Raw genomic sequence first — 26,690 nt, 5'->3', positions numbered from 1 at the left:
CGAGCCCCTTTTTGTCATTGAGCTTACGAGAGTTGTTTTATCATTTCAGCTGCAACCGCCTCCGATGAATTGGGGTTTTGCCCTGTCACAAGGTGCCCGTCAACCGCCAAGTAGCTGTTCCAGTCGTCGCCTTTACTGTATAGCGCTCCATGCTGGATCATCATATCTTCGACTAAATATGGGACGACCTCAGTTAGTTGCACTGCGGCTTCTTCGGTATTGGTAAAGCCTGTGACTTTTTTGCCTGTTACCAAAGGCGTGCCATTAGTGTTTTTTACATTTTTCAGTGCTCCCGGCGCATGACAGACTAAGCCTACGGGCTTATTGGCTTGATAAAAGGCTTCGATTAACGCGATTGAATGGGCGTCATTGGTTAAGTCCCATAACGGTCCATGCCCGCCGGGATAAAAAATCGCATCGTAGTCATTGGCGTTTATGTTTGCGAGTACTTTTGTCGTGGCTAATTGATTTTTTGCTGCAGCATCGCTGTTGAACCTGTCGGTTGCAGCGGTTTGAAAATCAGGTTGCTCACTGCTTGGGTCAAGCGGTGGTTGGCCGCCCGCTGGCGAGGCAAGTGTTATGTTAAAACCGTTATCTTTAAAGCAGTAAAACGGGCTAGCAAATTCTTCTAGCCAAAAGCCGGTTTTTAACCCTGTATCACCCAGCGTGTCGTGTGAAGTCAGTACCATTAATACGTTCATTTTATAATCCTTTTTAAATCAAAACAGTGTTAATTGTGGCCTTGGTGTGCGTTCGTATTCAGACGGTATACGGCCATAAATGTAAATTGGATTAATCGATTAAAGATTACGCTCTAAAATTTTACGGCTCATGGCTAAATCGACATCTTTTTTCTCACCTAAGGCCGTCATTCCATGTGCTTCGAGTTGCGCCATGACTTGGTTAATACTGCTGGCATCAAGGCCGTAGTCAGTTAAGCGAGTTTGGATGCCCATGGTTTCAAAGAAGGCGCGGGTTTTTGCAATCGCGGCATCAATGATGTCATCAACAGAGCCATCAGTTATTCCCCAAACTCGCTCTGCATACTGTAGTAGTTTGGCTTGCTTGCCTTCGCGGCGGCAATCCAACATGCCCGGAAGTACAATCGCGATAGTGCGCGCATGGTCAATGTTGTATAGCGCGGTTAGCTCATGGCCAATCATGTGCGTAGCCCAGTCTTGTGGTACTCCACGGCCAATTAGGCCGTTTAAGGCCAATGTTGCTACCCACATTAAGTTGGCTCTAACATCAAAGTCATTAGGTTCGCTCAAGGCTTTTGGGCCAAGCTCGATTAAGGTTTGTAATAGGCCTTCGGCAAATCGGTCTTGAACGGCGGCATTGACTGGATAAGTGAGGTATTGCTCAGTAATATGAATAAAGGCGTCAACTACACCATTGGCAACTTGGCGCTCTGGTAGTGTGAAGGTTTTACTTGGGTCTAAAACCGAGAATTTTGGATAAACATGATTGCTCATAAACGAGAGTTTAGCTTGGTATTCTTTACGAGTAACAACACTGGCGCTATTCATTTCTGAGCCCGTTGCCGGCAGGGTTAATACCGACCCAAAAGGCATCGCTTTAGTGACTTTTGTGCCCCAACTTAACAGGATGTCCCATGGTTCACCTTCAAATAACGCTGCGGCGGCAACAAATTTAGTGCCGTCAATAACTGAGCCTCCACCTACAGCGAGTAGGAAATCAATGTCTTGCTCTTTGATGATGCTAACCGCTTGCATTAATGTCTCGTAAGTCGGGTTGGGTTCGATGCCACCAAATTCAACCACCTTACGCTGCCCTAGCGCCGTTTTTACTTCATCTAATGTTCCGGTACTTTTAGCGCTGTTACCGCCAAATAGGATCAATACTTTTGCATCTTTTGCGACTAAATTGTCTAGTTCGGCAATTTTGCCTTTGCCAAAGCTAATGTGGGTTGGATTGTAATAATCAAAGCTGAACATAATTTTTCCTATTTATCGACGAGTGCTATTAAATGGATAAACTGCTGATTTTGCTATTGGTTAAAGGTATCTGCATAAAACTGCAGTACGCAGGTACGTTGTTACTTATGGGCTAGAGTTTGCAAGCGGTGTTGCTAGCATTGCCTGGGTAACCTGTAAAACGCGTTCAATAACTTTAGGGTCTCGGGTTAGCTTGCTTCTTAAGCTGGCGCCTAGCCAAAGTTGATATAAAGTTTCGGCAGTATGTTGCGGGGGCATCGCAGGAAGTGATCCGTCTGTGATACCGGCTTCAATGCAATCGGCAAGCTTGCAAATTACCGATGACGATCCTCTATCGAGCGCTAAACGCATGGGTTCTGACAGGTCCGCGACTTCGGCGCTGAGCTTAACGACCAAGCATTTGTTGTCAATACAAGCATCATGCTGTGTGGCTTGCCAGCGTAACCAATAGCGCATTAGCCGTTCTGCGCCCGTATCATTATTGGGTTCAAATAGGCAGTCGATGTTGCGCAGGTAGTCTTTAAAATAACTCAAGATGACCTCTTCACCGAACTGTTCCTTAGATTTGAAGTAGTGGTAGAACGATCCTTTAGGCACATCTGCAAATTTGAGGATCTGCGATAAGCCCACGTTTGAGAAACCTTTGCTCGAGATTAAGCGGTAACCAGAGTCAATAATATGCTGACGTGTTTGTTGAGATTCAATTTTCATGCATTGATACTAACCCCGATTAGACCGGTCGTCTAGTAAATGTGTGAGCAGTGTCACCTTTGTTGGTGCGGGCGGATTTATTGCTGCTGGGCCAGTCAAAACTGGAGGTATGCGTAGAGGGTATTGTTCGTGCACTTTAGTGCGGTTTTGTTTTTTATTTTATACTTTCAATTCAGTTTTTTAGTGTTATTTGCGTGTTCTTTTTATGATTCCAAAATCATCGTCAGCGCTGCAATATAACCGCTGTGTTAAGCGATGACATCGTAGTGTTTTGCGTGTAGGGTACTGCAAAAAAAAATTTATGGTTAAGCTATGAAAGTCGCACTACTTATTACCACTTATAATTGGATCGAAGCTTTAAAGAAATGCCTTGATAGTGTTCGAGAGCAAACTCTAATGCCTGATGAAATTGTTATTGCCGATGATGGCTCGTCAGAAGATACCAAGCAATTTATAGATTCATATCGGCAATATTTCTCATGCCCATTAATCCATAGTTGGCAGGAGGATAAAGGGTTTCGTGCAGCAAGAAGCCGAAATAAGGCGATATCGAAACTGACTGCTGATTACGTTGTGATTATTGATGGCGATATTATTTTGCATCGAAATTTTATCGCAGACCATGTGCTTAAGGCTAAAGATAATCAATTTATTTCTGGCCGACGGGTAAGACTTGGTGAAGAGTATAGTAAAGAGTTGGCCGCAACTAATGATTACGTTACCCCGAATGTTTTTTCTACTGGTATTTACAGAGGGCGTGAACATGGCATTAGATCTGCTTTGCTTTCAAAAATAAGCTCATCTGTCAGTTATGACTCGAGCTCTATTCATAGCTGTAATATGTCTTTTTGGCGTAAAGACTTAATCAAAGTTAATGGGTTTAATGCAGATTTTATTGGCTGGGGCGCTGAAGATAAAGAGCTCTGTGAACGTTTATTTGCTTGCGGCATCAAAAGTAACAAGTTGAAGTTTCTTGCTGTTCAATACCATCTACACCACCCCGAGTCAGATAGGCATTTAATGCAGGTTAACGCTGATATCCATGAAGCAACTAAAAAGAATAAATTAAAGCGTTGTGAAAATGGTCTTAATGAGTTTATTGGCTAGCAAAGGTGCACTGTTATCTCTGGTGACTGAATCAGGTTGCCTATTCGCGATTATTGATTGATAGTTAAAATACTCAAGAAGACCAAGGTGACTTAAATGAAGACATTCATACTGTTATTAAGCTTGATTAGTGTTAGTGCTTTTTCAGTTGAATGGCACACACAACAGATTGATGCGAATGTATCATTGCGTGGCAGCGCAATGATAGATGGCGTTATGTGGGTTAGCGGCTCTGATAACAGTGTGTTTGTATCAAAGGATTTGGGAAAGACTTGGCAGGATGTGTCGGTTAAGGCTGAGTTGTTAACTGATTTTCGCGATATCGAAGTCTTTGATGAGAACACTGCAATTGTAATGGGGGTCGGTAATGGCAAGTTATCTAGGCTCTACCTTACCGAAGATCAAGGCGTTTCTTGGACTTTGTTGCTGCAAAATCAACATAAGAATGGGTTCTTTGACTCCATGGCGTTTTGGGATCGAAATAATGGCTTGTTGCTTGGGGATCCGATCAATGATCGCTTTGTTATTTTGCGTACCCGTGATGGTGGGAAAAACTGGCATCGTACCGGTTTAAAAAACATGCCTGAATTGCTCGATAGAGAAATCGCTTTTGCCGCCAGTGGTAATACGCTAATGGTTGGTAAAACTGAGCAAGCATGGTTTACCACTGGTGGGTATAGTAGCTCTGTTTATACATCGCAAGATGGAGGCGAGTATTGGCAGCGGACGCATATTCCACTTTATGATGACACGCAAACGGCGGGCGGGTACGGCTTAGCGCAAAATACGCTTGGGGATGTATTTGTGATTGGCGGTGATTACCAGCAACGTGATAAACATGATGCCAATACCGTATACCTAAAGGGAAAAGTTTGGCATAAGGCGCGAAATACTACCTCTGGGCTGAAAACTGCAATGGTCTGCCACCGAGCAACTTGTGTCGCAACGGGAAAATTAGTTACTGATATCTCTTTTGATCATGGTTTTAGTTGGGAGCCGCTACTAATAAACGGTCAGCAACAAGGTTTTTATACGCTTGCGATTGAGGGGAGTACGGTCGTAGCTGCAGGGCATAATGGCCGGGTGGCTGTGTATACATTGCCTAAAGTGAAGTAATTGAAAATGCATAAAAACCAAGCCCAGTGCTTGGTTTTTTATTCGTCAACCTCTCGTTATAAACGCCAAATATAACTCTAATTCAGCCGCCAGCAGCTTAAAGCTATACCTACAGAGCAACAAGGCTATGCGGCTACTGCTAATTAACCTAGGCCGCATTAACCAATCTATTGAGTTATTTTTCAATTTCCGAACACAAGTTAATAAGGCCTGACATTGGGGAACGCCAATTATTTTACTAATGCTATAGGCTAGTAATGTAAAAGTCAGTAGAGCGCAACGGTCTCCACTGTATAGCTATTGTTTTTGCTAGTGCAAAAGAGTGTGGGTTAGCGCACGATTAACGCGACCTGCGGTAAGCAGGCCACGTGCTAGGCGCTAGCGACTGCGGCTTCTCTCCCTTGTCCCACCGCTTTGCCTCGCATTTCGAGCACGGTTTAGTCCGTCTCTATCAATGTTTCTATTGTTGAGCTGCCGATTGCTATTCTTGTTACGATTTAAATCTATTTTCGGTTTTGATGGCATAGTTACAGGCTTGCTTACTTCGCGATTTTTAATTTTGGTATCGACTTTTTGTTGGGCTTTAGGAGCTGCTGCCCAACTGCCTTTATCGCGACTTTGCCATTTTCCCTCGATATTTCGAGCAACGTTACCGTTTTTGTCGGCAAACACATTGTTACTGCGATTTTTATTGTGGACCGCAGGCTTTAGTCGTTTGTTTATTTTGGCTGGGTCAGCGTTGCGAACCCGATTTTCAGTGCGTTGATATAGATTGTTTTTGCCAACACGCTTGCCCGCGAGGTTATTATTTCTAGTGACTTTTTTAGAAATATTAGTGCGGTTACCAATGCTGATACTATTACCGATATTAATGTTGCCTGTATTGATAACAACCGGGCGTCGATAACCCCCACCGTAAAATCCACCACAGCATTTTACTGGGTGATAATGTTTGGGCCAGCCGGCATTCCAACCGACTCCAACTTTGAAAAAGCCATTACTCCAAGTGACACCAACATTCCAACCTGTCCATGGGTTATAGCCAACGTGAAGCCCCCAAGTCGGTGGACGAGGGTAGTAATAGCGGCCCCAGTATGGGGGATAGTAATACCCGGTGCCATATACAGGGACACCGTAATAAGGGTAAGACCACATATAGCCTGGGGTATAGCCCACGTAAACAACCTCTGGCGTGGAGTCATAAATTTCAACATAGGTGGTGTTGTAGACCGGCGAGCTCGGTGGTATTTGGGCGAGCTCTTCTGTAGGTACATTGTCAGCAACAACCCAAGGACCCTTGGCATGGCTGGCGGTAAACCAAACGCCATTATCAACAGCATAATATTGATTGTTAATTTTTAAAACTTGCGTGCCGGTATTTACCGCGTAAGCCACTTTGGTACCGGTAACGGCTTCAAATTGGGGTTCACCGTCGTATTCAACGGTAAGCTTAGCTTCGCTACGGTTAATGGCGGCTGTTTGTGGAATTTGGGCATCTAGCATGGCTTGGTCTGCTTCTGCAGTCCCCGCTACAGACACCCTAAGTCCACCAATATCTGACTCCGGAGGGATATCACTAAAGCTTGCAGGGAGCTTATCTGCGCGGACAAAAGTCCAAGGTCCAGCTTGTTTTGTTGCTTGGAACCAGCGTCCCGATAGTAGTAGGTACATGTCACCTGTAGATACTTCTCGTATCCATGCGGTTTCAGTATTGCTCACATAAAGTAGTTTTCCCTCGGTAAGGCTTTTCCATCTGGGCTTACCATCGGTGGCTACCAGTTCTGTTGCGGTGTTGACAGCGATGACCGCTGGCGCTAATGCAGTGCTGCTTTGCTCATCATCGGATACTGGCACCATGCTGACTAGGTCTGCTGGTGGATAGTCGGTAACTTGCCATGGCCCCATTGGGTTGTCGGCGGTGTACCAAAAAGTACCATTGCTGAGATAGAGCTTTTGAGTTTGTTTATTACGTGCAACAGCAAATGGGGTATTTAAGGCTCGCTCGTAGGGGCTGTCTTCAATGTCCCTAAATTGTGGGGGGCCATCAAATGACAATAGTACGCTAAGTTGCTGGCGGAAAATAATGTTAGGGGCATCATGCTTAAGGTTTTGTAAGCTTTGTTTTTCTTTTTCAGCATTGCTGAGACTGGCTGATAGTCGCTCCATCGATATTGTAAAACTGCTATTTGCTAGCGCGGTTTCGATGACTTCAGTAAAGCGCTGTTCGTTAGTGTCGGTTGAGTCAGGCCAGCGCACTTGTGTAATGCTGACATTTCTAACGGTAGCGTAATCAGTGTCGGTATCAATTCTAGCGCTAAACCAAACCGCACCAAAAATGGGGTCATCTCGGTCAATGAGTTCGAGAGACATTGCGGCTCGACCTTGTAATAAATTACCGCTTAATGATTCTGGCTGTGGTTGGTAAACGACAATGGTGCCCTCGTTTGCTGTCACCTCTTGTGGCCACTCGATAGCGTTAGCTTGGGTGGAACTGATGATGAGCAATAGCATTGCAAAACTGGAGCGGCAATAGGCATAGATCCTGGTCGGCATAGCAGTTCCTTCTTAATGAGGTAGGCTGGCTAGTAAAAGCTTGTAGTCGTTACGATGAATTGAACACAAACCATTTAGTAACTATAGCTGCTGTACTTAATTACCGCACCGGCTGATGAATAACACACATAAAAAAAGCCCCAACCGTTGCCAGTTGGGGCTTATATATCGCACGTTAATAGTGCGATTAATTCAACTCTTTGTGATTACAAGCTGTAGTAAAGCTCAAATTCAACTGGGTGAGTTGTTTGGTTAACGCGTTCAACATCTACAGATTTAAGTGCGATGTAAGAATCAATAAAGTCGTTGCTGAATACGTCGCCACGAGTCAAGAACTCACGGTCTGCGTCTAAGCACTCAAGTGCGTTTTCAAGTGAGGTTGCAACTGTTGGGATTTCAGCCGCTTCTTCTGCTGGAAGATCATACAGATCTTTATCCATTGCTTCACCTGGGTGGATTTTGTTTTGAATACCGTCAAGGCCAGCCATTAGCATTGCTGAAAACGCTAAGTATGGGTTTGCCATTGGGTCGCCAAAGCGTAGCTCAATACGACGACCTTTAGCGCTTGGCACTAATGGGATACGAATTGATGCTGAGCGGTTAGCTGCTGAATAAGCAAGCATTACAGGAGCTTCAAAATGCGGGATTAGACGTTTGTATGAGTTAGTCGCTGGGTTAGCAAATGCGTTAATTGCACGAGCATGCTTGATAATACCACCGATGTAGAACAAGGCTAGCTCGCTTAAGCCACCGTATTTGTCACCAGCAAATAAGTTTACGCCATCTTTAGAAAGTGATTGGTGAACGTGCATGCCGCTACCGTTATCGCCAACAATTGGTTTAGGCATAAATGTTGCTGTTTTACCGTAGGCGTGTGCCACGTTATGAACAACATATTTTAGCACCTGAACTTCATCAGCTTTCAATGTTAGGCTGTTAAAGCGAGTTGCAATTTCGTTTTGACCTGCAGTTGCAACTTCATGGTGATGCGCCTCAACAACTTGGCCCATCTCTTCAAGAACAAGACACATTGCAGAACGTAAATCTTGTGATGAATCAACAGGTGCAACTGGGAAATAACCGCCTTTAACACTTGGACGGTGACCTTTGTTGCCTTCATCATAGCTAGTACCTGAGTTCCAAGCTGCTTCTTCTGCGTCAACTTTATAGAAACAGCCTGACATATCAGCGCCGTACTTAACATCGTCAAATAAGAAAAACTCTGGTTCTGGGCCAATTAGCACTGTGTCTGCAATGCCAGTAGAGCGTAAGTACTCTTCTGCTTTTTTCGCTATTGAGCGTGGGTCACGGTTGTAACCTGTCATTGTGCCTGGATTTAGAATGTCACAACGGATATTAGCGGTTGTTTCTGCTGTAAAAGGATCAAGGACAAAGCTTTCAGGGTCTGGCATAAGTACCATGTCTGATTCATTAATGCCTTTCCAGCCTGAAATTGAAGAACCGTCAAACATTTTGCCGTCTTCAAAAAAGTCTTCATCAACTTGATGGCTAGGGATTGATACATGTTGCTCTTTACCGCGAGTATCGGTAAAACGCAAATCAACAAATTTAACTTCTAATTCTTCTAGTTGTTTTAAAACTGATTCAGCTGACATTGTAAGTCTCCGAGTAGGGTAAAGGGTTATCCCTTTATTCTTATCTTAATGTTTAGCGCATTAAAGCGATTCTGCTTTTTGTAAAGCTAGAGTCATGCCAAAAGTATAACTTAATGATATTTATAAATTATAACCTAAAGTGAAATTATAAACGCTATCGTTTTGCACTAAAATGGTGCGTGAAATGACTCGTATTGGTGCACGCTCCATTCCTGTGCACTTAGTTTAATCACTCTAAGATGCAATGTTTAATGTCAATTAGTTAACCTTGTTAGAATAACCAAGCGCAGTTGATTTATATAGAAGAAAGTCAAAGAAACTTCACTCGAACGCGATAAGTGTTATTGGCATAAAAAACAGTTTTATCTTTGCTACATAATTTGTAGGCAAACCAGCTTAATTAAGAAGAATAAAGCAGAGTAGCGTGGAGCTTTGAAAATATTTTTGGCGGTGTTTTGGAGTAAAAATAGCGTAGAAGTCATCAAATTAGCCTGAAGCGGATACTAAATGAATTTATTCTTCTGACTCGCAAAGCTTGGAAAGTGTATATAAAACGGGCATTATGGCGGGAAAAAGCAACAGGCAAACGTTATTTTTAACGATTGGTTAAAAATAATCCTGTGAGATACTTGCTACCTAGAGTAGAATGTCACGCTTTTTATAGCAACTACTATAATCGTTTGGTTTAGTTGTTGTCAGTACCCCCCTATATATTTATACCGATGGTAAGAGGTTTAGCCGTGTTAGAGAATTTACGTAACATCGCCATTATTGCACACGTTGACCATGGTAAAACTACCCTGGTTGATAAGATGCTGGCGCAGTCAGGAACCCTTGAGTCTCGAGGAGAAGCCGCTGAGCGGGTGATGGATTCAAATGATCTTGAAAAGGAACGTGGTATCACGATTCTGGCCAAGAACACTGCCATCAAGTGGAACGATTACCGTATCAACATCGTTGATACTCCTGGTCACGCCGATTTCGGTGGCGAGGTAGAGCGTGTTCTATCTATGGTTGACTCTGTATTGCTACTTGTTGACGCAGTTGATGGCCCAATGCCACAAACTCGCTTCGTGACAAAGAAAGCATTTGCTCAAGGTCTTAAGCCAATCGTTGTTATTAACAAGATTGACCGTCCAGGCGCACGTCCAGATTGGGTTATCGATCAAGTATTTGATTTGTTCGACAACCTAGGCGCAACCGATGAGCAACTAGATTTCCCAATCGTTTATGCTTCTGCACTAAACGGTTTTGCTTCTCTTGACCCAGAAGCATCAGAGGGTGATATGACTCCTCTGTTTGAAACTATCGTTGAGAAAGTTTCATTCCCTGACGCTGACGCGGAAGGTGATTTCCAGATGCAAATCTCTCAAATCGATTACAACTCATACGTGGGTGTTATCGGTATTGGTCGCATCAAACGTGGTAGCGTTAAAACAAACCAACAGGTTACTATTATTGGTGCTGATGGTAAGAAACGTAACGGTAAAATGGGCCAAGTATTAGGTTACATGGGTCTAGACCGTACTGAAGTTGAAATCGCTAACGCTGGTGACATTGTTGCGATTACCGGCCTTGGTCAGCTACAAATTTCTGACACAGTTTGTGCAACTACTAACGTAGAAGCATTACCTGCTTTGTCTGTTGATGAACCAACACTGACAATGACTTTCCAAGTCAACACTTCGCCATTCGCTGGTAAAGAAGGTAAGTACGTAACTTCACGTAATATTCTTGAGCGTCTAGAGCAAGAATTAGTACACAACGTTGCACTGCGCGTTGAAGAAACTGACAGCCCAGATCGTTTCCGCGTATCGGGCCGTGGTGAACTTCACCTTTCAATCTTGATTGAAAACATGCGTCGTGAAGGTTACGAACTAGCCGTTTCTCGTCCAGAAGTAATTGTTAAAGAAATTGATGGCGAGATGTGTGAGCCATACGAAACCTTGACTGTCGATGTTGAAGAAGAGCATCAAGGTGCGGTAATCGAGAAGCTTGGTATCCGTAAAGGTGACATGCGCGACATGCAGTTAGATGGTAAAGGTCGTGTACGTATCGACTTCGTTATCCCTAGCCGTGGTTTAATCGGTTTCCAAACTGAGTTCATGACAGCAACTTCTGGTACTGGTCTTATCTACCATTCATTTGACCATTACGGTCCAGTGAAAGGCGGCGATATTGGTCAACGTGCTCGTGGCGTATTGATCTCTAACGCAACTGGTAAAGCACTGACTTTCGCACTATTTAACCTTCAAGAACGTGGTCGCCTATTTATTGGTCACGCTGCAGAAGTTTATGAAGGCCAAGTAGTTGGTTTGCACGCTCGCGCAAACGACCTGACAGTTAACTGTCTAAAAGGTAAGCAGCTTACCAACATGCGTGCATCAGGTACTGATGAAGCACAAGTACTAACTCCACATATTGAAATGACTCTTGAGCAAGCGCTTGAGTTCATCGATGATGACGAGCTAGTAGAAGTAACGCCTGATAACATTCGTGTTCGTAAGCGTTACTTGACTGAAAACGAACGTAAGCGTCATAACCGCAAGTAATCGTTTCGTTTAGCTTCAACCCTTAATAGGGTTAAGTATCGAAAGCCCTGAACATGTAAGTGTTCAGGGCTTTTTTGTTGCTAGGTATTCAGCAGCTGCGGTATTTGCTTATGTTGCTTGCTCTACTTTAGGTTGGGCTGCTTGAGTGTTCGAGGGCCTAATATTGGGGGTAAATGTCAATGCTCGATGACGTGTTAATGCCCTATCGACTTTAAATGCTGGATCAAATACATTCTTGCCTCTGTCGGTGTTTGACTGACCCAAAAATCGCTTAAGTGGGCGATAAGTGGAACGGCAAATAATAGTACTGTTAGCCCAATGGTTAAGCCGCGTGCAGATAGTTTAATGCCGGTACGGGTACGAAAGTTTAGTGCCTCTTTATTCGGGCAAGCTGAAATGCAGCGCATACAGGCCTGACACTCATCGGTGCGGATATTAATCTGGTTATGGACGCTAATATTGGCCGGACACGCACGGCTACATTTGTCGCAATTCATACCTTTGCTGTCGATTAAGCAATGCTGGCGGCTTCGACGAATTTTAAACGGACTGAGAAAACTGATTAGCCCCAGCAATGCTCCGTACGGGCATAGGTAGCGGCAAAAACCTTGTCGGCGCCATGCAGCAAGTCCCAGAATTAATGCGAAGCAAATGATGGTAACAACACCTGGCGTAATAAAAAACAGCGCCATTTTTAAGTCGGCAATTTTGTGATAATGACTCTGTAAATAGGTTGGAATGCTTGCTGATGGCATGCCAACTATAATGTATAGCATGGCACCCAGTAATAGGTACTTGATCATTCTGAGTGGCCAATCAAGCCAAGCGGGTGGTGCATATTCATTACTGAATAATCGTTTGCGCAGTTTATAAAGGTATTCTCCAGCCAATCCAAGTGGGCAAGCCCAGCCACAAAAAGCCCGCTTACAGAGCAAGCCGGTTAACAGTACAACGGTGAGCATAACTGCTGCAGCCGGGTGAGTTTGGTCCCAAATTCCAAGGCTGACAATAGCTTTAAGTTCAATTCCGCCAGCAATGGGCAGAAAAGCATCGGCGACATCTGGGCGCATTAACCAAGGTGTGACACCCGCTTTGAGCAAGGCGCTATTAATGGTGAATTGTACGCCTACAAGCAGCATTGATAATGCAAGTAAATGTTGAAAGCCTTCTCGTAGGTTATTCGCTCTCAGATTGCCCTGAGCGAGTGTTGGGTATCGTTTTGCAACCAAGGTCATTAAGATAGCTGCAATCGCAAGGGCGGCGATTAGCGGCCAATATAAGCTAGATATAGTGGCGACTAACATTAAGCCACCACAAGTTAAAGCCCCCCATTTTTTACCGCTCCAATAAAGCAGGCTAATACTGTAGACCAGTGCCAGCATTAAGGTTAAAGATTCGACTGTACTCATTAAGTTGCTTAAATTTGTATGACTGATACGCATGGGAGTGACATTGTGCGAATAAGTTCTTTAGCTGCGTGACTTTTGTGGTCAGCGTCATAAAGTTTTTGAGTCGGACTTGTTTCGACTAAATTTACGTCGATGAGAATAGCATTGCAGATGCGCTATATTGCAGGGGGGAATGGGCGGTTGGTCGTGAGCATAGATAAATATTGCGCCCTGCGAGCAGAGCGCAATGCTTGTGTTTATTTGCCTTCAAGCGCTGCAATAAACTTAGTGGACTCGTCAATGGACTTGTTCATCTCGCTAATCAAACCTGAAATGTCAGTTTGTAAGCTGGTGAACTCTCCTTTAATCGCTCCAATCGCTTGCGCATTAAGGTTATGCTTTAAGTAGAGCATGTTGTCTTTCATCGCGGTTAGCACTGGAGGCATTTTACTTTCAGCACGACGCATGCTTTTTACCAATTGAGTGTATGAACGGCGCGTTTCTTTTAGTTTTGATTCGCTGTTACGGCGCAGACTCGCTTTACTGATTTCACCGATTTCGGTTTGCCACTCGTCAAATAAAGCCTCTGCCACATCTTCCACTTTATCAATCCGCTTGGTCACGTCATCGGCTGCACTTTGGGCGGAATCATATTCATCTTTTGCTTTATTGTAAGCGCTCTCTAGGTCGCCTCCGTCATGATTGAGCAAAGCCTGCATCTCTTCGAGTGCTGAGCTAAACTGCTCTTGGGCGTCTTCTTGTGACTCTTTAGCGTCTTCAACACGGTCAACCATGATGTCACGCTTGTGATAGCCGACTTTTTCCATCGCGCCATAATAAGCACTTTGGCACCCGCTCAGTAGTAAGCTACAGCTGATGATGGCAATAGTTAATATTTTTTTCATGTTATTCAATCCTGAATGTGATTCTCAAGCTCAGTCCTAAACTTAGGTGCGGGTTTAATCTGCGCGATACTTAGCCGCATCAATAATGCACCAAATGTGCAACGGTACTGCGATAATTAGAGCAATACCGAACGTGAGTGTTGCAATACCGTATGCTGCGTAAGTTGTGAGGCAAAATATAAGCGCTGCCAGTATTCTTCCTTGTACGAGTTGTCCTAATCCTGCGAAAAAAAAGCTGGCGATAGCGGCGATTACGTTACCTGCTGAACCTTGTTGTGACATCAATTCTATCCTTATGCTTGTAAAGAGAAGGTTATAAGCTTTATTGTACTCAATTACACCCTTCATCGTCGTACAAATTTGGTACAACGTTAACAGAATCAAGAGTAATACGTGAAAAATAACATTTCAATGAGTCAGTTGCAGTCCTTTTTGTTAAGTATTTGGGCGTTTTTTTTACATCTATTGCGGCGTTTTAGAGATGACCAAGTCAACATTAAAGCGGGACACCTTGCTTACGTAACATTATTGTCTTTAGTGCCTATTGTGGCGGTGATGTTTTCTATGTTGTCTGCTTTTCCGGTTTTTTCAGGCATTCGAGAGCAACTTGAGGGTTTTGTTTACGATAATTTTTTACCCGCGGCCGGCGACACGGTGCAAATTTATATCAATGAATTTGTTGCTAACGCATCCAAAGGTACTACTGTAGGTATTGCAGCGCTAGTGGTGGTAGCGCTGATGCTTATTTCAGCCATCGATAAGTCGCTCAATAGTATTTGGCGTACTAAAGAGAAACGTCAAATTGCAGTGTCATTTTCGATGTATTGGATGGTACTCACATTGGGGCCTGTGCTGGTCGGGGCTAGTTTAGCGGCTAGTTCGTATTTGGTGTCGCTAAAACTATTTAATGACTCTGAGTTGTCTGGTGTGGTGCCAATGATTATCGAGCGGTTGCCGATGATTTTTTCAGTTGCTTCTTTTTTACTGCTTTATATGGTGGTTCCCAACAAAAAAGTCAGGTTTATCCATGCGCTATTTGGGGCGATTGTCGCGGCAATGCTGTTTGAGCTCGGTAAAAAGGGTTTTGCTTTTTATGTGACTCAATTTCCTAGTTATGAGGCAATTTATGGTGCGTTAGCGGTTATTCCAATTTTGTTTGTGTGGATATATGTGTCGTGGATTATTGTGCTGATTGGCGCTGAAATCACCGCGGCAATGCCAGAGTATTTACGCGAACGTCATTTGGTAAACACAGCGCTTAAATGCGAACAGGTTAAGAGCGATAAAAACGAAATATCAGATACAGCAGATGCTAGGCAGCCCGGCATTCGCCAGTTTGAGTCTGCTGTTAATGACGATGCAAACCAAGTCTAATTTGATTGCCCGTGACTGGTTAGCCGTAGGTGATGGGCATGATTTGCATATTGCTCAATATGGTAATCAAGATGGGGTCCCGTTGTTGTATTTGCATGGTGGGCCTGGTGCAGGGTGTTCGGTAGATGAGCTAGCGTTGTTTGATCTATCAATCTACCGCGTGATTTTTATGGATCAAAGAGGGGCGGGACGCTCAAGACCTCTTGGAGAGCTTAGGCATAATAATATCGACACATTACTTGCCGATATTGAACGAGTACGGCAGTGGCTTGGCTTGGAAAAATGGGTATTAGCCGGTGGTTCATTTGGTGCAACTCTCGCGCTGTTATATGCGGGATTACACCCTGAGCGTGTGACACACCAAGTCTTATGGGGTGTCTTTATACCGAGCGATGACAGCATTTTATGGTTGTATAGCCAGCGAGGTGCAGCGCTATTGTCTCCGGCTGAGTATCTGGCTTTTAGCTCTAGTACTCTCACAACCATGAATGAACTGCAAAGCATGCTGGTGGAGTATCGTGCTGGGCTTGAACATGAGTCGGCAGCAACGCGCCAAGACTTTGTGCGCCGCTGGTTAAAGTGGGAGATAGCACTGGCATACCCTCACTTTAAGCTAAATGATCACAATCTTATATTTAGTCAGGCGCTCGCAAGTATTGAGCATTATTATGTTACCCATAACTATTTCAATGCTTTTGAAATGCTGTCTTGTACTATTACCCATATTCAGGCTGACACGATAATTCTGCAAGGAAGTCATGACTGGGTGTGCCCCATAGGTTTTGTTGACAGTTTTTTATCTAGCCGAGTTAATGAGCGGATTAAAGTGATTGATGTTATTGGTGGATATCATGCATTAGCGGATGAAAAAATGGCGACGGCAGTGATAAACGCTTTACGAGACTTACAACAATAATAAAAGGGATGGTTAATGAAAAAATTAATTCTAGCTGGCGTGATGTTATCGCTAAGCGCATGCGCGACGACTCAAAATACTAACGACATCAATGTTATTGCTAAGGCGCCTGAAAGCGTTAGCCTTGGTGGTTTATCTAATGAGGCAGCAACCAGTAAGCTACTAGAGGCATTGCTCAATAAAAGCTACTTAGCTACACAAGCGGGTCCTACGGCGGTTGCCGTAAAGTTTGCTAACAGTGAGTTTATTTTGCAGCCGAGCATGAACCCTGATGGCATTGACCGTATTTTAATGAATCGTTTTTACGCTATTCATCCCAAATATGTAGGCAGCAAAGAGATGTTGGTGATGATCAGCGCTTTGAATCAAAAGCTGAGTTTTGCCAAATTTGTGGTACGCGAAAAAGGGGCTGTGATCCAGGTGCAAGGTGCGGCAACTTTTGTCGATACCATTAGCATGGAAGAGATCCGTCGCTTTATCTTATGGACCGATGAAGGTCTATTGCGGGTCGGTCAGTCGTTGCCAGAAGGTTCCAAGGGGGTGATTAAACCGATCCCCGTGATGAGCAAGGTTAAAGCCGCTTAAGTATGGGCACAAATTTTAGCCAATAAATTTAACCAGTATGGTTACCATTTTATAGAGGATTTTTAGCGTGATAGGTTTGGTTCAACGTGTAAGTGAGGCCAATGTCGTCGTTGATGGTGCTACCATCGGAGCGATAGATAATGGCTTATTAGTGTTGCTCGGCGTGGAGCGTGATGACGATTTAGCAAAGATGCAAAAGCTTGCGACTAAGGTCATGAGTTATCGGTTATTCTCCGATGAAAACGACAAGATGAACCTTAATCTATCGCAGGTTGGTGGCAGCTTATTGGTTGTGTCGCAATTTACCCTTGCGGCTGACACTGGCCGAGGCTTAAGGCCTAGCTTTTCAAGTGCGGCAACGCCTGAGCAAGCTCGTGAATTATACCAAGCCTTTGTCGATTTTTGTCGTTCTAAAGGTGTGCATACTCAAACTGGAGAGTTTGGTGCCAACATGAAAGTGTCGCTGGTTAATGACGGCCCTGTAACGTTTAACTTTCAGGTTTAGCTGTAAATGGAAAAATCTAATGATGAGCCTGTGTATCGTCAACAGTTACTCACATTGTTGCAGTAAACGTGGTATCAAGCTATTTCTATAAGTTAATATATGCAGGTTGAACCGCTGTTATTTTGATGGCATGAATTTAGTGTAACGGCGGCTTTAGAGCCTAATGTTGATCTGCACCGAACCATGTTTGCGGGCAGTATTTTTTAGCTAGTTGGGATGGCTTGGCTGCTGCAATTAGCCAGACTCGAGGGGGCTAGCGTATTGGCAGGTGCTCAGATCCGCTATATAGCGCCAATCAGCGAAGCGCCTATTTCCGCCATCGTGTGTGCAGGAACTGATTTGTCGGTGTTACAATTTGGTCAGCTTACCAAAATAAAGTGTAGTGATAATGCTGAAGGCGTTGTTACACGTATATATCACGCCTCATTTTAGCTGCTGACAGCGTGATTAACTGCAACAAAAAAAAGGCCCTTTAAAGGCCTTTTTTTATGAGTCATTTACCGTAAATGACTTGCTGATAAATGCTTATGCAAGTACTAGTCTAAGTGCTTTTGTAATCGGCGTAGTGCAGCTTTGATTTTACGAGCGTTTTCAGGGCCCATTCTCACCATGAGTTTTTGTGCATCAGGCAGTGCTTCTAATTTAGGGTCAACAAATTGGTAATTAACACTTACGCCATCAAGCTCAATTGGTTGTTCAATAATGGGCGCGCCTAGCATAACCGCAATCGCTTCTTGAACTCTTTCGTCAAACGAAGTGCTGTCATAACCCAATTCGTGAAAAGCTTCGTTTAACAGTGGTGTTAATTCGCTATACGTTTTTGCTAATTGCTCTTCGTTGAGGCTAGTAAGAAAATCGGCGTATAGATCATAGCGATGGTAACTGTCTGGGTCTACATAGGTTTTATTGGCAATGTCGGATACGGTAAAGCGATTATTCGGCGCTTTAAGAGGGCTTACTTTTCTCGCTAGTTCACCTTGGGCTAAGTTATCAACAAATACCACAAATTGACGGATAACATTTTCTTCAATTAATAATGGCTCAATCGCCATACCATCAGCAATATCGATAGTTTTTTGATGGATGTATGCATCACTATCTGCCAGTGTGGGTAGCGGTTCAGCTTCTGGCTCTGGGGTAACTTCTGGTAACTCTACAACTGCAGGTTCAACAACTTCTGGTTCGGGCTCAGGTAGATTAGCTACGGTTTCTAGCGGTTGCTCTGGTAGCGGATCAGGCACAACAACGGGCGTAATAACCTGTGGCTCTTCGCTTTTATCATTACTGCTGAGATAGTAATATCCGCCAGCAGAAATAAGCGCCACAACGGCAATGGCAATAATAGCGAGGCCATTAGTACCTGAGGACTTCTCCTGGGGTGTAATTCTATCTTCTTGACTGAGTTGCATTTTGATTCCTTTGCTACCGCTTTATGATCATTATAATAAGTATAGCCTCAACCCATTTTGCAAAATTAAACGCACTTGTCTATAGGTTGAGTCTCTATTAAGAATATTTAATTTGTATCTAAAACCTAATTCACACATTAAGCCTGCACAAACTGTTCTCGGTCGCCTAACCAACGTTGGATGATTGCATCAACACTATCAGGCACTTGCTGCATAATATGCGGCGCGAGTCTCTGTACGTGCGGAATGAGTGCTTGGTCGCGCATTAAATCTGCAATTTTCATGTCGGCGACACCAGTTTGCTTAGTACCGAGTACTTCACCGGGACCACGGATCTCTAAATCGCGTTGAGCAATGACAAAACCATCGTTACTCTGCCTGAGCACTCCGAGCCTTTTTGTTGCGGTGGCAGAAAGAGGTGGCTTATACATCAATACACAGTGACTCGCGACAGCACCACGGCCCACTCGACCCCTAAGCTGATGCAACTGCGCCAAACCTAAGCGTTCAGGGTTTTCAATAATCATCAGGCTTGCATTAGGTACGTCAACCCCGACTTCAATGACCGTAGTGGCCACCAGAAGATGCAGTTCACCAGCTTTAAAGCTCGCCATGATTTGCTGCTTCTGTGCGGGCTTCATTCGGCCGTGTACCAAGCCAACTTTTAGCTCGGGTAGGGCAAGTGTTAGTTCTTGTGCGGTATCTTCTGCTGCTTGGCACTCTAATACTTCAGACTCTTCAATGAGCGTGCAGACCCAGTACGCTTGCCGGTTATTGTTCATAGCAGCCTGCCTGACCCGCTCAATGACCTCTTCGCGGCGGTTATCAGCAAGTGCCACTGTTTTTATTGGTGTCCGACCTGGGGGGAGTTCATCAATAATCGAAGTGTCTAAGTCTGCGTATGCTGTCATGGCTAATGTACGCGGAATTGGCGTAGCGGTCATAATCAGCTGATGTGGGTGAAAGCCTTGGCTGACTCCTTTTTCTCGTAAACCTAAGCGTTGGTGTACACCGAATCGGTGCTGCTCATCGATGATGATAAGCGCAAGCTTATTAAATGTGACTTGTTCCTGAAATATGGCATGAGTGCCAATTACCATATTGGCTGCCCCTGATTCAATATCGGCTAAAGATTGCGTTCTGGCTTTGCCTTTTAGCTTACCCGCTAACCAGACGACTTTTAGCCCTAGTGCCTCAAACCAGCCGTTGAAATTAATTAAGTGTTGTTCTGCCAGTAATTCAGTTGGTGCCATCATGGCAACTTGATAGCCGCTTTCAATGGCTTGTAATGCCGCTAGCGCTGCTACTAGGGTTTTTCCTGAACCTACATCACCTTGGACTAGGCGCATCATGGGTTCGGCTTTTTCGAGGTCTCTAGTAATGTCGGCAACGACACGCTGCTGCGCACCTGTTGGTTTGAAAGGTAACGCGGCTAGAAATGGGTTTAACAATTGACCCGTTGCCGACATGCTGACGGCTTGATCGCGACGGGTTCGCTGGCGTAGGCGCAGCATGCTCAAGTTGTGTGCAAGCAGCTCTTCTTGGATCAGGCGTTGTTGGGCTGGGTGTGTGCCTTGCTCAAGGTCAAACAGTGATACTTGATTATTGGGACGGTGCAGCAGCTGTAGCGCTTGCTTCAATTCCATGTGGTTGGGCTGAAGGTGAGGCGGTAATAGCTCTGGTAGACCGCCTGCTGCGAGCATTAACAGTGCTTGTTCTGTCAGTTTTATCCAGCTTGCTTGTTTAAGGCCTTCGGTTGTTGGGTATACCGGTGTTAACGTGTCGCTGATCGGTTCATTATCTTCAGCTGAGACCAGTTTGTATTCTGGATGAATAATTTCATTCGTGTGTTTACTACGACGGATCTCGCCATAAGCACGCACTACGGCTCCGGGGGCAAGCGTATTGCGTTGAGCGACTGAAAAATTGAAAAAACGCAACGTTAAACTGCCGGTGTCATCTTGCACAGTGCAAGTCAGCATGCGTTTGCGGCCTTGAATCACTTGGCTAGACTGTACAACGGCTTCGATAGTACCGTAACTGCCGGGATAAAGTGAGGCGATCGGGTAGATTTGAGTGCGATCCTCATAGCGTAGCGGTAGATGAAACAACAGATCTTGAACTGTTGTTATATCCAGCTTCGCTAATCTCTCGGCCATCTTTTTGGCGACGCCCTTGAGTTCTGTGATAGGAACAAGATCGAGTCTTTGCAAACGTTTATCACTCAAACACTGTAAATTTATACATATATTATCAGAGATATAATTTTACGCAAATTATCGATGGTGTAGCGGGTTTAAGCAATGGTTATGTTGGCCAGTTTAGCTGCGTTTGATGTATAAGACTTTGGTTACTCTGTAGGGAGCAATGACCTTAACAAGAAATGATGACTTGAGTATTGTTGCAGCAGGTTAAACAAAAACAGCACACCAAGGGTGTGCTGTTTTTTATTAGTGTATGGTTGAGGCGGCGTTAGAGTTCGTCTTCCCAACAAATTTTTCCGCCGCGGATCCCATCAACCCTTTCGCTATATCTTTGCTCTAATACATGGCGTTTGATTTTTAGCGTTGGGGTTAACACATCATTATCGACTTCCCATTTTTCAGTAACGACTACGATAGCATCAACCGTTTCGTGCGACTCTAAATGTGGATTTACCGCATCTAAGGTCGTTTTAAGTGAGGTTGTAACCTCTTCTCTTGGTTGTAAATATCCGCCTTCAGATAACTGAACGAGTGCAATGGGGTGAGGTAGGCCAGAACCAATAACACAGATCATTTCAACATGTAGATCTTGTGCTAGTTTTCGCTCAATTGGTACCGGAGCAACATATTTACCTTTTGAGGTTTTGAAATTATCTTTCACTCGGCCTGTAATTGACACATAACCATCTTCATCAATATTCGCTAAATCACCGGTAAGAAAATAGCCGTCTTTATCAAAGCACGCTGCCGTTTCTTCTGGTTGTTTGTAATAGCCTTGCATTAATCCTGGGCTCTTAACTAGTAGCTCTCCAACATCGGACAATTTAACGTCACAACCGTCTACAGCGCGGCCAACGGTACCAATTTTTTTGACATTGAAGGGAGAGTTAATGATTGAGTACGCACAGTTTTCCGTCATGCCCCACGCTTCTGAAATATTGAGTCCAACCTTGTGATACCAAGTAATGAGTGACGGTGGAATAGGCGCTGAACCTGAACCCAGCATATGGCAGTGCTCTAGACCGAGTGCTTTATGAATTTTTCGTTTAACAATCCCACTAAGGATCGGAACTTTAAGCATCAAGTTTAGCCTGCTGTCGCCAATGGTATCGATGATTTTCTTCTGGAATAGGTTCCATAAACGAGGCACTGAAAAGAATACCGTTGGCTGTGCCCGTTGCACATCAACAACAAAGCTATCTAAGCTTTCAACAAAGGCTACGCTACTACCAGAGTAGAAAGATGAGCCCTCTTTTGCGACTCGCTCGGTGATATGGGCAAGTGGTAAATACGATATTAACCTGTCACTGACGTTAGTTTTTAAATCACGGACTACGGTATTACAAGTCCAAGAATAACTAGCAAAAGTATGAATTGCGCCCTTAGGCTTACCGGTTGAGCCTGAGGTGTAAACCAGCGTCATGATTTGCTCAAGTGTGGGTAATGGCGCGTCAATTAGTGGTTGTCCTAGGGTAAGTAGTTTGTCCCAATGGTACTGTGCTGGCATGGTATCGTATGGCATTGCCAAACGCAGGATCTCGCCGCCAACTCCTAACTCTTGCTCAGCCCAGTGGTCCAGTTTGCCAATAAAAATCGCTTTAGATTCGCTGTGTTCGAGCGTGTAGCAAATAGTGTCGGCATTGGCTGTTGGGTAAATAGGTACACTGATATAACCACCATGCATAAGGGCTAAGTCAGTAATAAACCATTCGGCGCAGTTTTTAGAAAATATGGCGACTTTATCGCCTCTATTTAGGCCTAGATGCCTTAGGGCACCTGCAATTTGTTGCATTTGAGTTTGCACTTCACGCCAGGTGAAGTTTTTAAATTGACCGTCAATAGGTTGCTTTAGATAGACATTATCGCCCTGTTTTTCAACCCAATGCTCAAGCATTTCAATTGGGGTTTTGATTGTTGATTCCATTGCAATTCCATATTGATATTATTGATTCCAATTCAGCCAATGGGTGTACAGGTGTTAATTGTTCACTTAGTAGGCTGATGCTGCTAAGTCTCAGTATGGCGAAAAATGTGATCTATAACAACTTTTTCAAACGCTCGTTACAATTTGTCTTTGTTCTAGTGCAAAAGTAGGCTTTTTTGAGGGGAAAATCAGGCAATGGACTGTAAAAAAGTGCTAACCATTGCGATTAGCACTTGCTAAATTAGGTGGTTATTCAGAAGGTTCGCGCATTCTTTGCCACCATTGTTCGTCAGCTACGATTTGCCCAGCCTCATCAATCGCTGGGTAAGGTAGCTTTTTGCGACGACAGGCTTTGGCATATATAGGGTGGCCTTGTTCAAAGAGCTTTGTTTGGCAGTACTGTTCATCGAGTTTGCGGTCGCCGTACATTCCTGCGGCTTGTCGTTGTCGCTGCGCTTCATACATGATTAATGCCCCTGCAACCGACACATTTAATGATTGCACCATGCCAATCATAGGAATGATTACATGCTGGTCGGCGGCCGCGATGCCTTCAGCACTAACGCCATCACGCTCATTACCTAAGATAACCACCGTTGGGCGAGTGTAATCTATTTCACGGAAATCGACGGCGGTGTCGGAAAAGGTCGTGGCAATAATCTGCATATCTTGGCGACGAAAGGCGTCAACCGCCTCGCTCATGGTGTGGTGTACTTGGGTTTTTACCCATTGTTGGCTACCTGATGCTGTGTTGCCAGATACCCGCATTTCTAGATCGCTCCACACCGCATGAACTTCATGGATCCCAACAGCATCTGCGGTACGGATCACAGCGGCAATGTTATTGCTTTTATGAACCGTGTCTAAGCACAAAGTGAGATCGGGTTGGCGATTGTCTAGCATTTGGTTAATGCGGGCGAAACGTTCAGGACTCATATCTTTTTGACCAAACAATTGTTATTTATTAATAAAAAAGGGCGCCGAAGCGCCCCGTTTTTGGCTTAATGGACTAAATTTCCATTACACCATCCATTTCTACCAGCGAGCCTTTCGGAAGCTGTTTTACACCGATTGCTGCACGTGCAGGGAAAGGTTGCTGAAAATAGCGTTCCATAATTTCATTTACAGTGGCAAAGTGACTTAAGTCAGTCATGAAAATGTTGAGCTTAACAATGTCACTCAACGAACCACCTGCAGCTTCACAAACGGCAGTGAGGTTTTCAAAAACCTGTACAACTTGTGCGTCAAACTCATCGCTAACCATCTGCATTGTTTTAGGATCCAGTGGGATCTGGCCTGATAAATATACGGTGCTACCCACTCGAACCGCTTGAGAGTAAGTGCCAATTGCTTGCGGTGCTTTATCTGTTGCAATGATGATCTTATCTGCCATGATATTCCCTTGGTCTGTAGTTAATACAACTAACGATTACGCGAAGTTCGCAATACTTCAGGCAGCACGCGAATACGGCGCATCACGTTAGCTAAATGAATCCGGTCTCTCACAGAAATACGCAGGTTAATCAGGAAGACTCGCCCATCTCGTTCTTCTGTCGTTAAGTTATGGATATTAGAACCTTCTGCGGCAACGATTGAAGTAATTTTAGCTAATGCACCTTGGTGATTAACGATTTCTACGCGTAAGTTTGCTTGGTATTCAACGCCTTCAGCGCTGTCCCACTGTACAGGTATATATTTATCAGGCTCACCTTGGTAGCCGCGAATATTGGCACAGCTTTCCATGTGCACCACTAAACCTTTACCGGGGCTTACATGCGCAATAACAGCGTCGCCTGGAATTGGGCGGCAACAGTTAGCAAAGGTCACAAGCATGCCTTCAGCGCCACGGATCGGCATGGTGTTTGAATCTTTTTGTTCTTGGGTGACCACTTGGTCGCCACGTAAACGCTGGGCGATAACAATGCTCATGGCATTGCCAAGGCCTATATCAGCCAGTAGCTCATCAAGGGTGTTGTGTTTGGTGTCGTTGACCACTTTTTCGATTTGCTCTTTAGGCAAGTCATCAAGTTTGGTTTCGCCTAACGCATGGTTTAATAAGCGTTTGCCGAGCAAAACGGCGTCTTCATCTTTGAGGCTTTTTAGTAGCTGACGAATTTTAGCACGGGCTTTACCTGTCACCACAAAATTGAGCCATGCGGCGTTAGGGCGTGCACCTTTAGCGGTAATGATTTCGACCGTCTGCCCTGAAATCAGTGGCTGACTTAGCGGGTAAGCTTGACGGTTGACTCGGGCACCAACACAAGTGTTACCGACATCGGTATGCACTTCGTAGGCAAAATCGACGGCGGTTGCACCAACAGGCAGCTCTAAAATGCGGCCTTCGGGTGTAAATACGTAAATTTCTTCTGGAAACAACTCGGTTTTAAAGTTTTCTACAAACTCAAAAGAGGTGCTCGCGCTTTGTTGTAGCTCTAATAAGCTTTGCATCCATTTGCGGGCTCGCACGAGTGTGGTTGTGCTTTGCTCTTCAGAGCTGCCTTTTTTATAGACCCAGTGTGCTGCGACACCTTTGTCCGCCATTTGGTCCATATCATCGGTACGTATTTGGATCTCAACCGGCACGGCGTGAGGCCCAAATAGGGAAGTATGTAATGACTGGTAGCCGTTGGCTTTAGGAATAGCGATATAATCTTTAAATCGACCCGGACGCGGCTTATAAAGGCCGTGCATGGCGCCCATTACCCGGTAACAGGTGTCGATAGAGTCAACGATGACTCGGAAAGCATAAATATCCATGACGTCTTGAAACTGCAGTTCTTTATTACGCATCTTGTTATAGATGGAGTAAAGATTTTTTTCTCGCCCTGTGACCGTGCCTTCAAGGCCCGCGTCTTGGAGCCGAGTTTCAACGGCAGCTTCGATACTTTGAATAAGCTCTTTACGATTACCCCTAGCGGCTTTAACCACTTCTTTCAAAACACGATAACGCATTGGATAATACGCTTGAAAGCCTAGATCCTCTAACTCGCTCTTAATATTGTGTATACCAAGACGGTTAGCGATTGGAGCGTATATTTCGAGCGTTTCACGGGCAATACGACGGCGCTTATCAGGTCGCAAAGCACCTAGGGTGCGCATGTTATGGGTTCTATCGGCAAGTTTGATTAAGATAACGCGAATATCTTGCGTCATCGCCATCATCATTTTGCGAAAGTTTTCGGCCTGAGCTTCTTTCTTGTCACGGAATTTTAGTTTGTCTAGCTTAGATACGCCTTCCACCAGTTCGGCAATGGTCTCACTGAATTTTTCAGCAAGTTCCTCTTTGGTAACGGGGGTATCTTCGATAGTGTCGTGCAGAATAGCGGCCATAAGCGTCTCATGATCGAGACGCATATCGGCCAAGATGCGGGCAACCGCAACTGGGTGGGTAATATAAGGTTCGCCACTCGTGCGCATTTGACCTTCATGGGCATCGCGCGCCACCTGATAGGCCTGCTTGAGTAATTCTACCTGTTCAGGTTCTAAATAACCTGAAGCAGACTCTTTTAGACCTTCAAACAGATACAAGTGGCTCTACTCCTTATAAAGCGTTACGGCCTTCAGCGATGGCAGCAACTGCAGCAATTTCAGCTGCTTCACGTTCACGAACTGTTTGGCGCTCATCGGCATCCAAAGTATCAGCTGTGACTAAACCTAGTTCGATTTCGCGCAAGGCGATAACCGTTGGCTTGTCGTTCTCTTCTTCAACCATAGGGTCTTTACCCTGCACAGCGATTTGGCGAGCACGACGCGCTGCAACCAAAATCATATCAAAACGGTTGCCGATTTTGTTGACGGCATCTTCTACAGTTACGCGAGCCATGTTTGGAAACTCCAGTGGTTTATTGATTGAAAAAATGACGCAAA

At 44.6% G+C, this 26,690-nt stretch carries 23 protein-coding genes; 8 read left to right on the top strand and 15 right to left on the bottom strand.

The genetic code is table 11. From position 1 onward, the window contains the following. Nucleotides 1–23: 23 nt before the first annotated feature. The 3 genes from RGE70_RS16795 to RGE70_RS16785 all read right to left on the bottom strand — a co-directional run bounded on the left by RGE70_RS16795 (nucleotide 24) and on the right by RGE70_RS16785 (nucleotide 2,669). On the bottom strand, nucleotides 24–701 hold the full coding sequence (locus RGE70_RS16795) for a type 1 glutamine amidotransferase domain-containing protein (protein ID WP_310472585.1): 678 nt from the start codon (nucleotides 699–701) through the stop codon (nucleotides 24–26). 99 nt (nucleotides 702–800) lie between these two features. Further along, nucleotides 801–1,958, bottom strand: a complete 1,158-nt coding sequence (locus RGE70_RS16790; RefSeq protein ID WP_310472584.1) for an iron-containing alcohol dehydrogenase — start codon at nucleotides 1,956–1,958, stop codon at nucleotides 801–803. Between the two features lie 105 nt (nucleotides 1,959–2,063). Then, nucleotides 2,064–2,669, bottom strand: coding sequence for a TetR/AcrR family transcriptional regulator (locus RGE70_RS16785; RefSeq protein ID WP_310472583.1), 606 nt, complete (start codon nucleotides 2,667–2,669; stop codon nucleotides 2,064–2,066). Between the two features lie 312 nt (nucleotides 2,670–2,981). Here RGE70_RS16785 and RGE70_RS16780 point away from each other — a divergent pair, with 312 nt between their 5' ends. After that, entirely contained in the window at nucleotides 2,982–3,776 is a 795-nt protein-coding gene (locus RGE70_RS16780; protein WP_310472582.1) for a glycosyltransferase family 2 protein, read from the top strand. A gap of 96 nt (nucleotides 3,777–3,872) precedes the next feature. Continuing rightward, the gene (locus tag RGE70_RS16775; RefSeq protein ID WP_310472581.1) at nucleotides 3,873–4,892 is read left to right on the top strand and encodes a WD40/YVTN/BNR-like repeat-containing protein; all 1,020 of its coding nucleotides are present in this window, start codon (nucleotides 3,873–3,875) and stop codon (nucleotides 4,890–4,892) included. Between the two features lie 378 nt (nucleotides 4,893–5,270). Here the strand turns inward: RGE70_RS16775 and RGE70_RS16770 are convergent, their stop codons facing one another. After that, complete coding sequence (locus RGE70_RS16770; protein ID WP_310472580.1) at nucleotides 5,271–7,445, bottom strand: carbohydrate-binding family V/XII; 2,175 nt, start codon at nucleotides 7,443–7,445, stop codon at nucleotides 5,271–5,273. 206 nt (nucleotides 7,446–7,651) lie between these two features. Beyond that, a complete protein-coding gene (gene glnA, locus RGE70_RS16765) occupies nucleotides 7,652–9,061 on the bottom strand; it encodes a glutamate--ammonia ligase (RefSeq protein ID WP_310472579.1) in 1,410 nt (469 codons plus the stop codon). 722 nt (nucleotides 9,062–9,783) lie between these two features. Between glnA and typA the strand changes: the two genes are divergently transcribed. Continuing rightward, nucleotides 9,784–11,613, top strand: coding sequence for a translational GTPase TypA (typA, locus tag RGE70_RS16760; RefSeq protein ID WP_310473008.1), 1,830 nt, complete (start codon nucleotides 9,784–9,786; stop codon nucleotides 11,611–11,613). 194 nt (nucleotides 11,614–11,807) lie between these two features. On the opposite strand, the gene RGE70_RS16755 is transcribed toward typA, so the two are convergent. The 3 genes from RGE70_RS16755 to RGE70_RS16745 all read right to left on the bottom strand — a co-directional run bounded on the left by RGE70_RS16755 (nucleotide 11,808) and on the right by RGE70_RS16745 (nucleotide 14,188). Next, nucleotides 11,808–13,022, bottom strand: coding sequence for a 4Fe-4S binding protein (locus RGE70_RS16755; protein ID WP_310472578.1), 1,215 nt, complete (start codon nucleotides 13,020–13,022; stop codon nucleotides 11,808–11,810). A gap of 236 nt (nucleotides 13,023–13,258) precedes the next feature. Further along, on the bottom strand, nucleotides 13,259–13,906 hold the full coding sequence (locus tag RGE70_RS16750) for a DUF2959 domain-containing protein (RefSeq protein WP_310472577.1): 648 nt from the start codon (nucleotides 13,904–13,906) through the stop codon (nucleotides 13,259–13,261). 54 nt (nucleotides 13,907–13,960) lie between these two features. Further along, complete coding sequence (locus tag RGE70_RS16745; RefSeq protein WP_310472576.1) at nucleotides 13,961–14,188, bottom strand: hypothetical protein; 228 nt, start codon at nucleotides 14,186–14,188, stop codon at nucleotides 13,961–13,963. A 129-nt stretch (nucleotides 14,189–14,317) separates the two neighbouring features. Here RGE70_RS16745 and RGE70_RS16740 point away from each other — a divergent pair, with 129 nt between their 5' ends. The 5 genes from RGE70_RS16740 to RGE70_RS16720 all read left to right on the top strand — a co-directional run bounded on the left by RGE70_RS16740 (nucleotide 14,318) and on the right by RGE70_RS16720 (nucleotide 17,718). Further along, nucleotides 14,318–15,280, top strand: a complete 963-nt coding sequence (locus tag RGE70_RS16740; protein WP_375087957.1) for a virulence factor BrkB family protein — start codon at nucleotides 14,318–14,320, stop codon at nucleotides 15,278–15,280. Then, complete coding sequence (locus RGE70_RS16735) at nucleotides 15,258–16,196, top strand: alpha/beta fold hydrolase (protein WP_310472574.1); 939 nt, start codon at nucleotides 15,258–15,260, stop codon at nucleotides 16,194–16,196. Before RGE70_RS16740 ends, RGE70_RS16735 begins: the two co-directional genes overlap by 23 nt. A gap of 15 nt (nucleotides 16,197–16,211) precedes the next feature. Next, on the top strand, nucleotides 16,212–16,781 hold the full coding sequence (locus RGE70_RS16730) for a hypothetical protein (RefSeq protein ID WP_310472573.1): 570 nt from the start codon (nucleotides 16,212–16,214) through the stop codon (nucleotides 16,779–16,781). A 67-nt stretch (nucleotides 16,782–16,848) separates the two neighbouring features. After that, on the top strand, nucleotides 16,849–17,286 hold the full coding sequence (dtd, locus tag RGE70_RS16725; RefSeq protein ID WP_310472572.1) for a D-aminoacyl-tRNA deacylase: 438 nt from the start codon (nucleotides 16,849–16,851) through the stop codon (nucleotides 17,284–17,286). A gap of 216 nt (nucleotides 17,287–17,502) precedes the next feature. After that, nucleotides 17,503–17,718, top strand: a complete 216-nt coding sequence (locus RGE70_RS16720) for a hotdog family protein (protein ID WP_310472571.1) — start codon at nucleotides 17,503–17,505, stop codon at nucleotides 17,716–17,718. A 104-nt stretch (nucleotides 17,719–17,822) separates the two neighbouring features. Here RGE70_RS16720 and RGE70_RS16715 read toward each other — a convergent pair whose 3' ends face one another. The 7 genes from RGE70_RS16715 to rpoZ form a co-directional block, all read right to left on the bottom strand. Continuing rightward, nucleotides 17,823–18,695, bottom strand: coding sequence for a DUF3014 domain-containing protein (locus RGE70_RS16715; RefSeq protein WP_310472570.1), 873 nt, complete (start codon nucleotides 18,693–18,695; stop codon nucleotides 17,823–17,825). Between the two features lie 137 nt (nucleotides 18,696–18,832). Beyond that, a complete protein-coding gene (recG, locus tag RGE70_RS16710; protein WP_310472569.1) occupies nucleotides 18,833–20,908 on the bottom strand; it encodes an ATP-dependent DNA helicase RecG in 2,076 nt (691 codons plus the stop codon). Nucleotides 20,909–21,167: 259 nt separating this feature from the next. Continuing rightward, complete coding sequence (locus RGE70_RS16705) at nucleotides 21,168–22,823, bottom strand: AMP-binding protein (RefSeq protein WP_310472568.1); 1,656 nt, start codon at nucleotides 22,821–22,823, stop codon at nucleotides 21,168–21,170. Between the two features lie 249 nt (nucleotides 22,824–23,072). Beyond that, nucleotides 23,073–23,759, bottom strand: coding sequence for a tRNA (guanosine(18)-2'-O)-methyltransferase TrmH (gene trmH / locus RGE70_RS16700; RefSeq protein ID WP_310472567.1), 687 nt, complete (start codon nucleotides 23,757–23,759; stop codon nucleotides 23,073–23,075). Between the two features lie 73 nt (nucleotides 23,760–23,832). Further along, complete coding sequence (gene ridA / locus RGE70_RS16695) at nucleotides 23,833–24,216, bottom strand: deaminase RidA (RefSeq protein WP_310472566.1); 384 nt, start codon at nucleotides 24,214–24,216, stop codon at nucleotides 23,833–23,835. Between the two features lie 29 nt (nucleotides 24,217–24,245). Further along, nucleotides 24,246–26,351 (bottom strand): bifunctional GTP diphosphokinase/guanosine-3',5'-bis pyrophosphate 3'-pyrophosphohydrolase, encoded by a 2,106-nt coding sequence (gene spoT, locus RGE70_RS16690; RefSeq protein ID WP_310472565.1) that lies wholly within the window; start codon nucleotides 26,349–26,351, stop codon nucleotides 24,246–24,248. A gap of 13 nt (nucleotides 26,352–26,364) precedes the next feature. Beyond that, a complete protein-coding gene (gene rpoZ / locus RGE70_RS16685) occupies nucleotides 26,365–26,646 on the bottom strand; it encodes a DNA-directed RNA polymerase subunit omega (RefSeq protein WP_310472564.1) in 282 nt (93 codons plus the stop codon). Nucleotides 26,647–26,690 lie beyond the last annotated feature (44 nt).

The organism is Shewanella youngdeokensis, from assembly GCF_033180165.1.
Taxonomy (GTDB): domain Bacteria; phylum Pseudomonadota; class Gammaproteobacteria; order Enterobacterales; family Shewanellaceae; genus Shewanella; species Shewanella youngdeokensis.
This window is presented reverse-complemented; position numbering and strand designations above follow the sequence as displayed.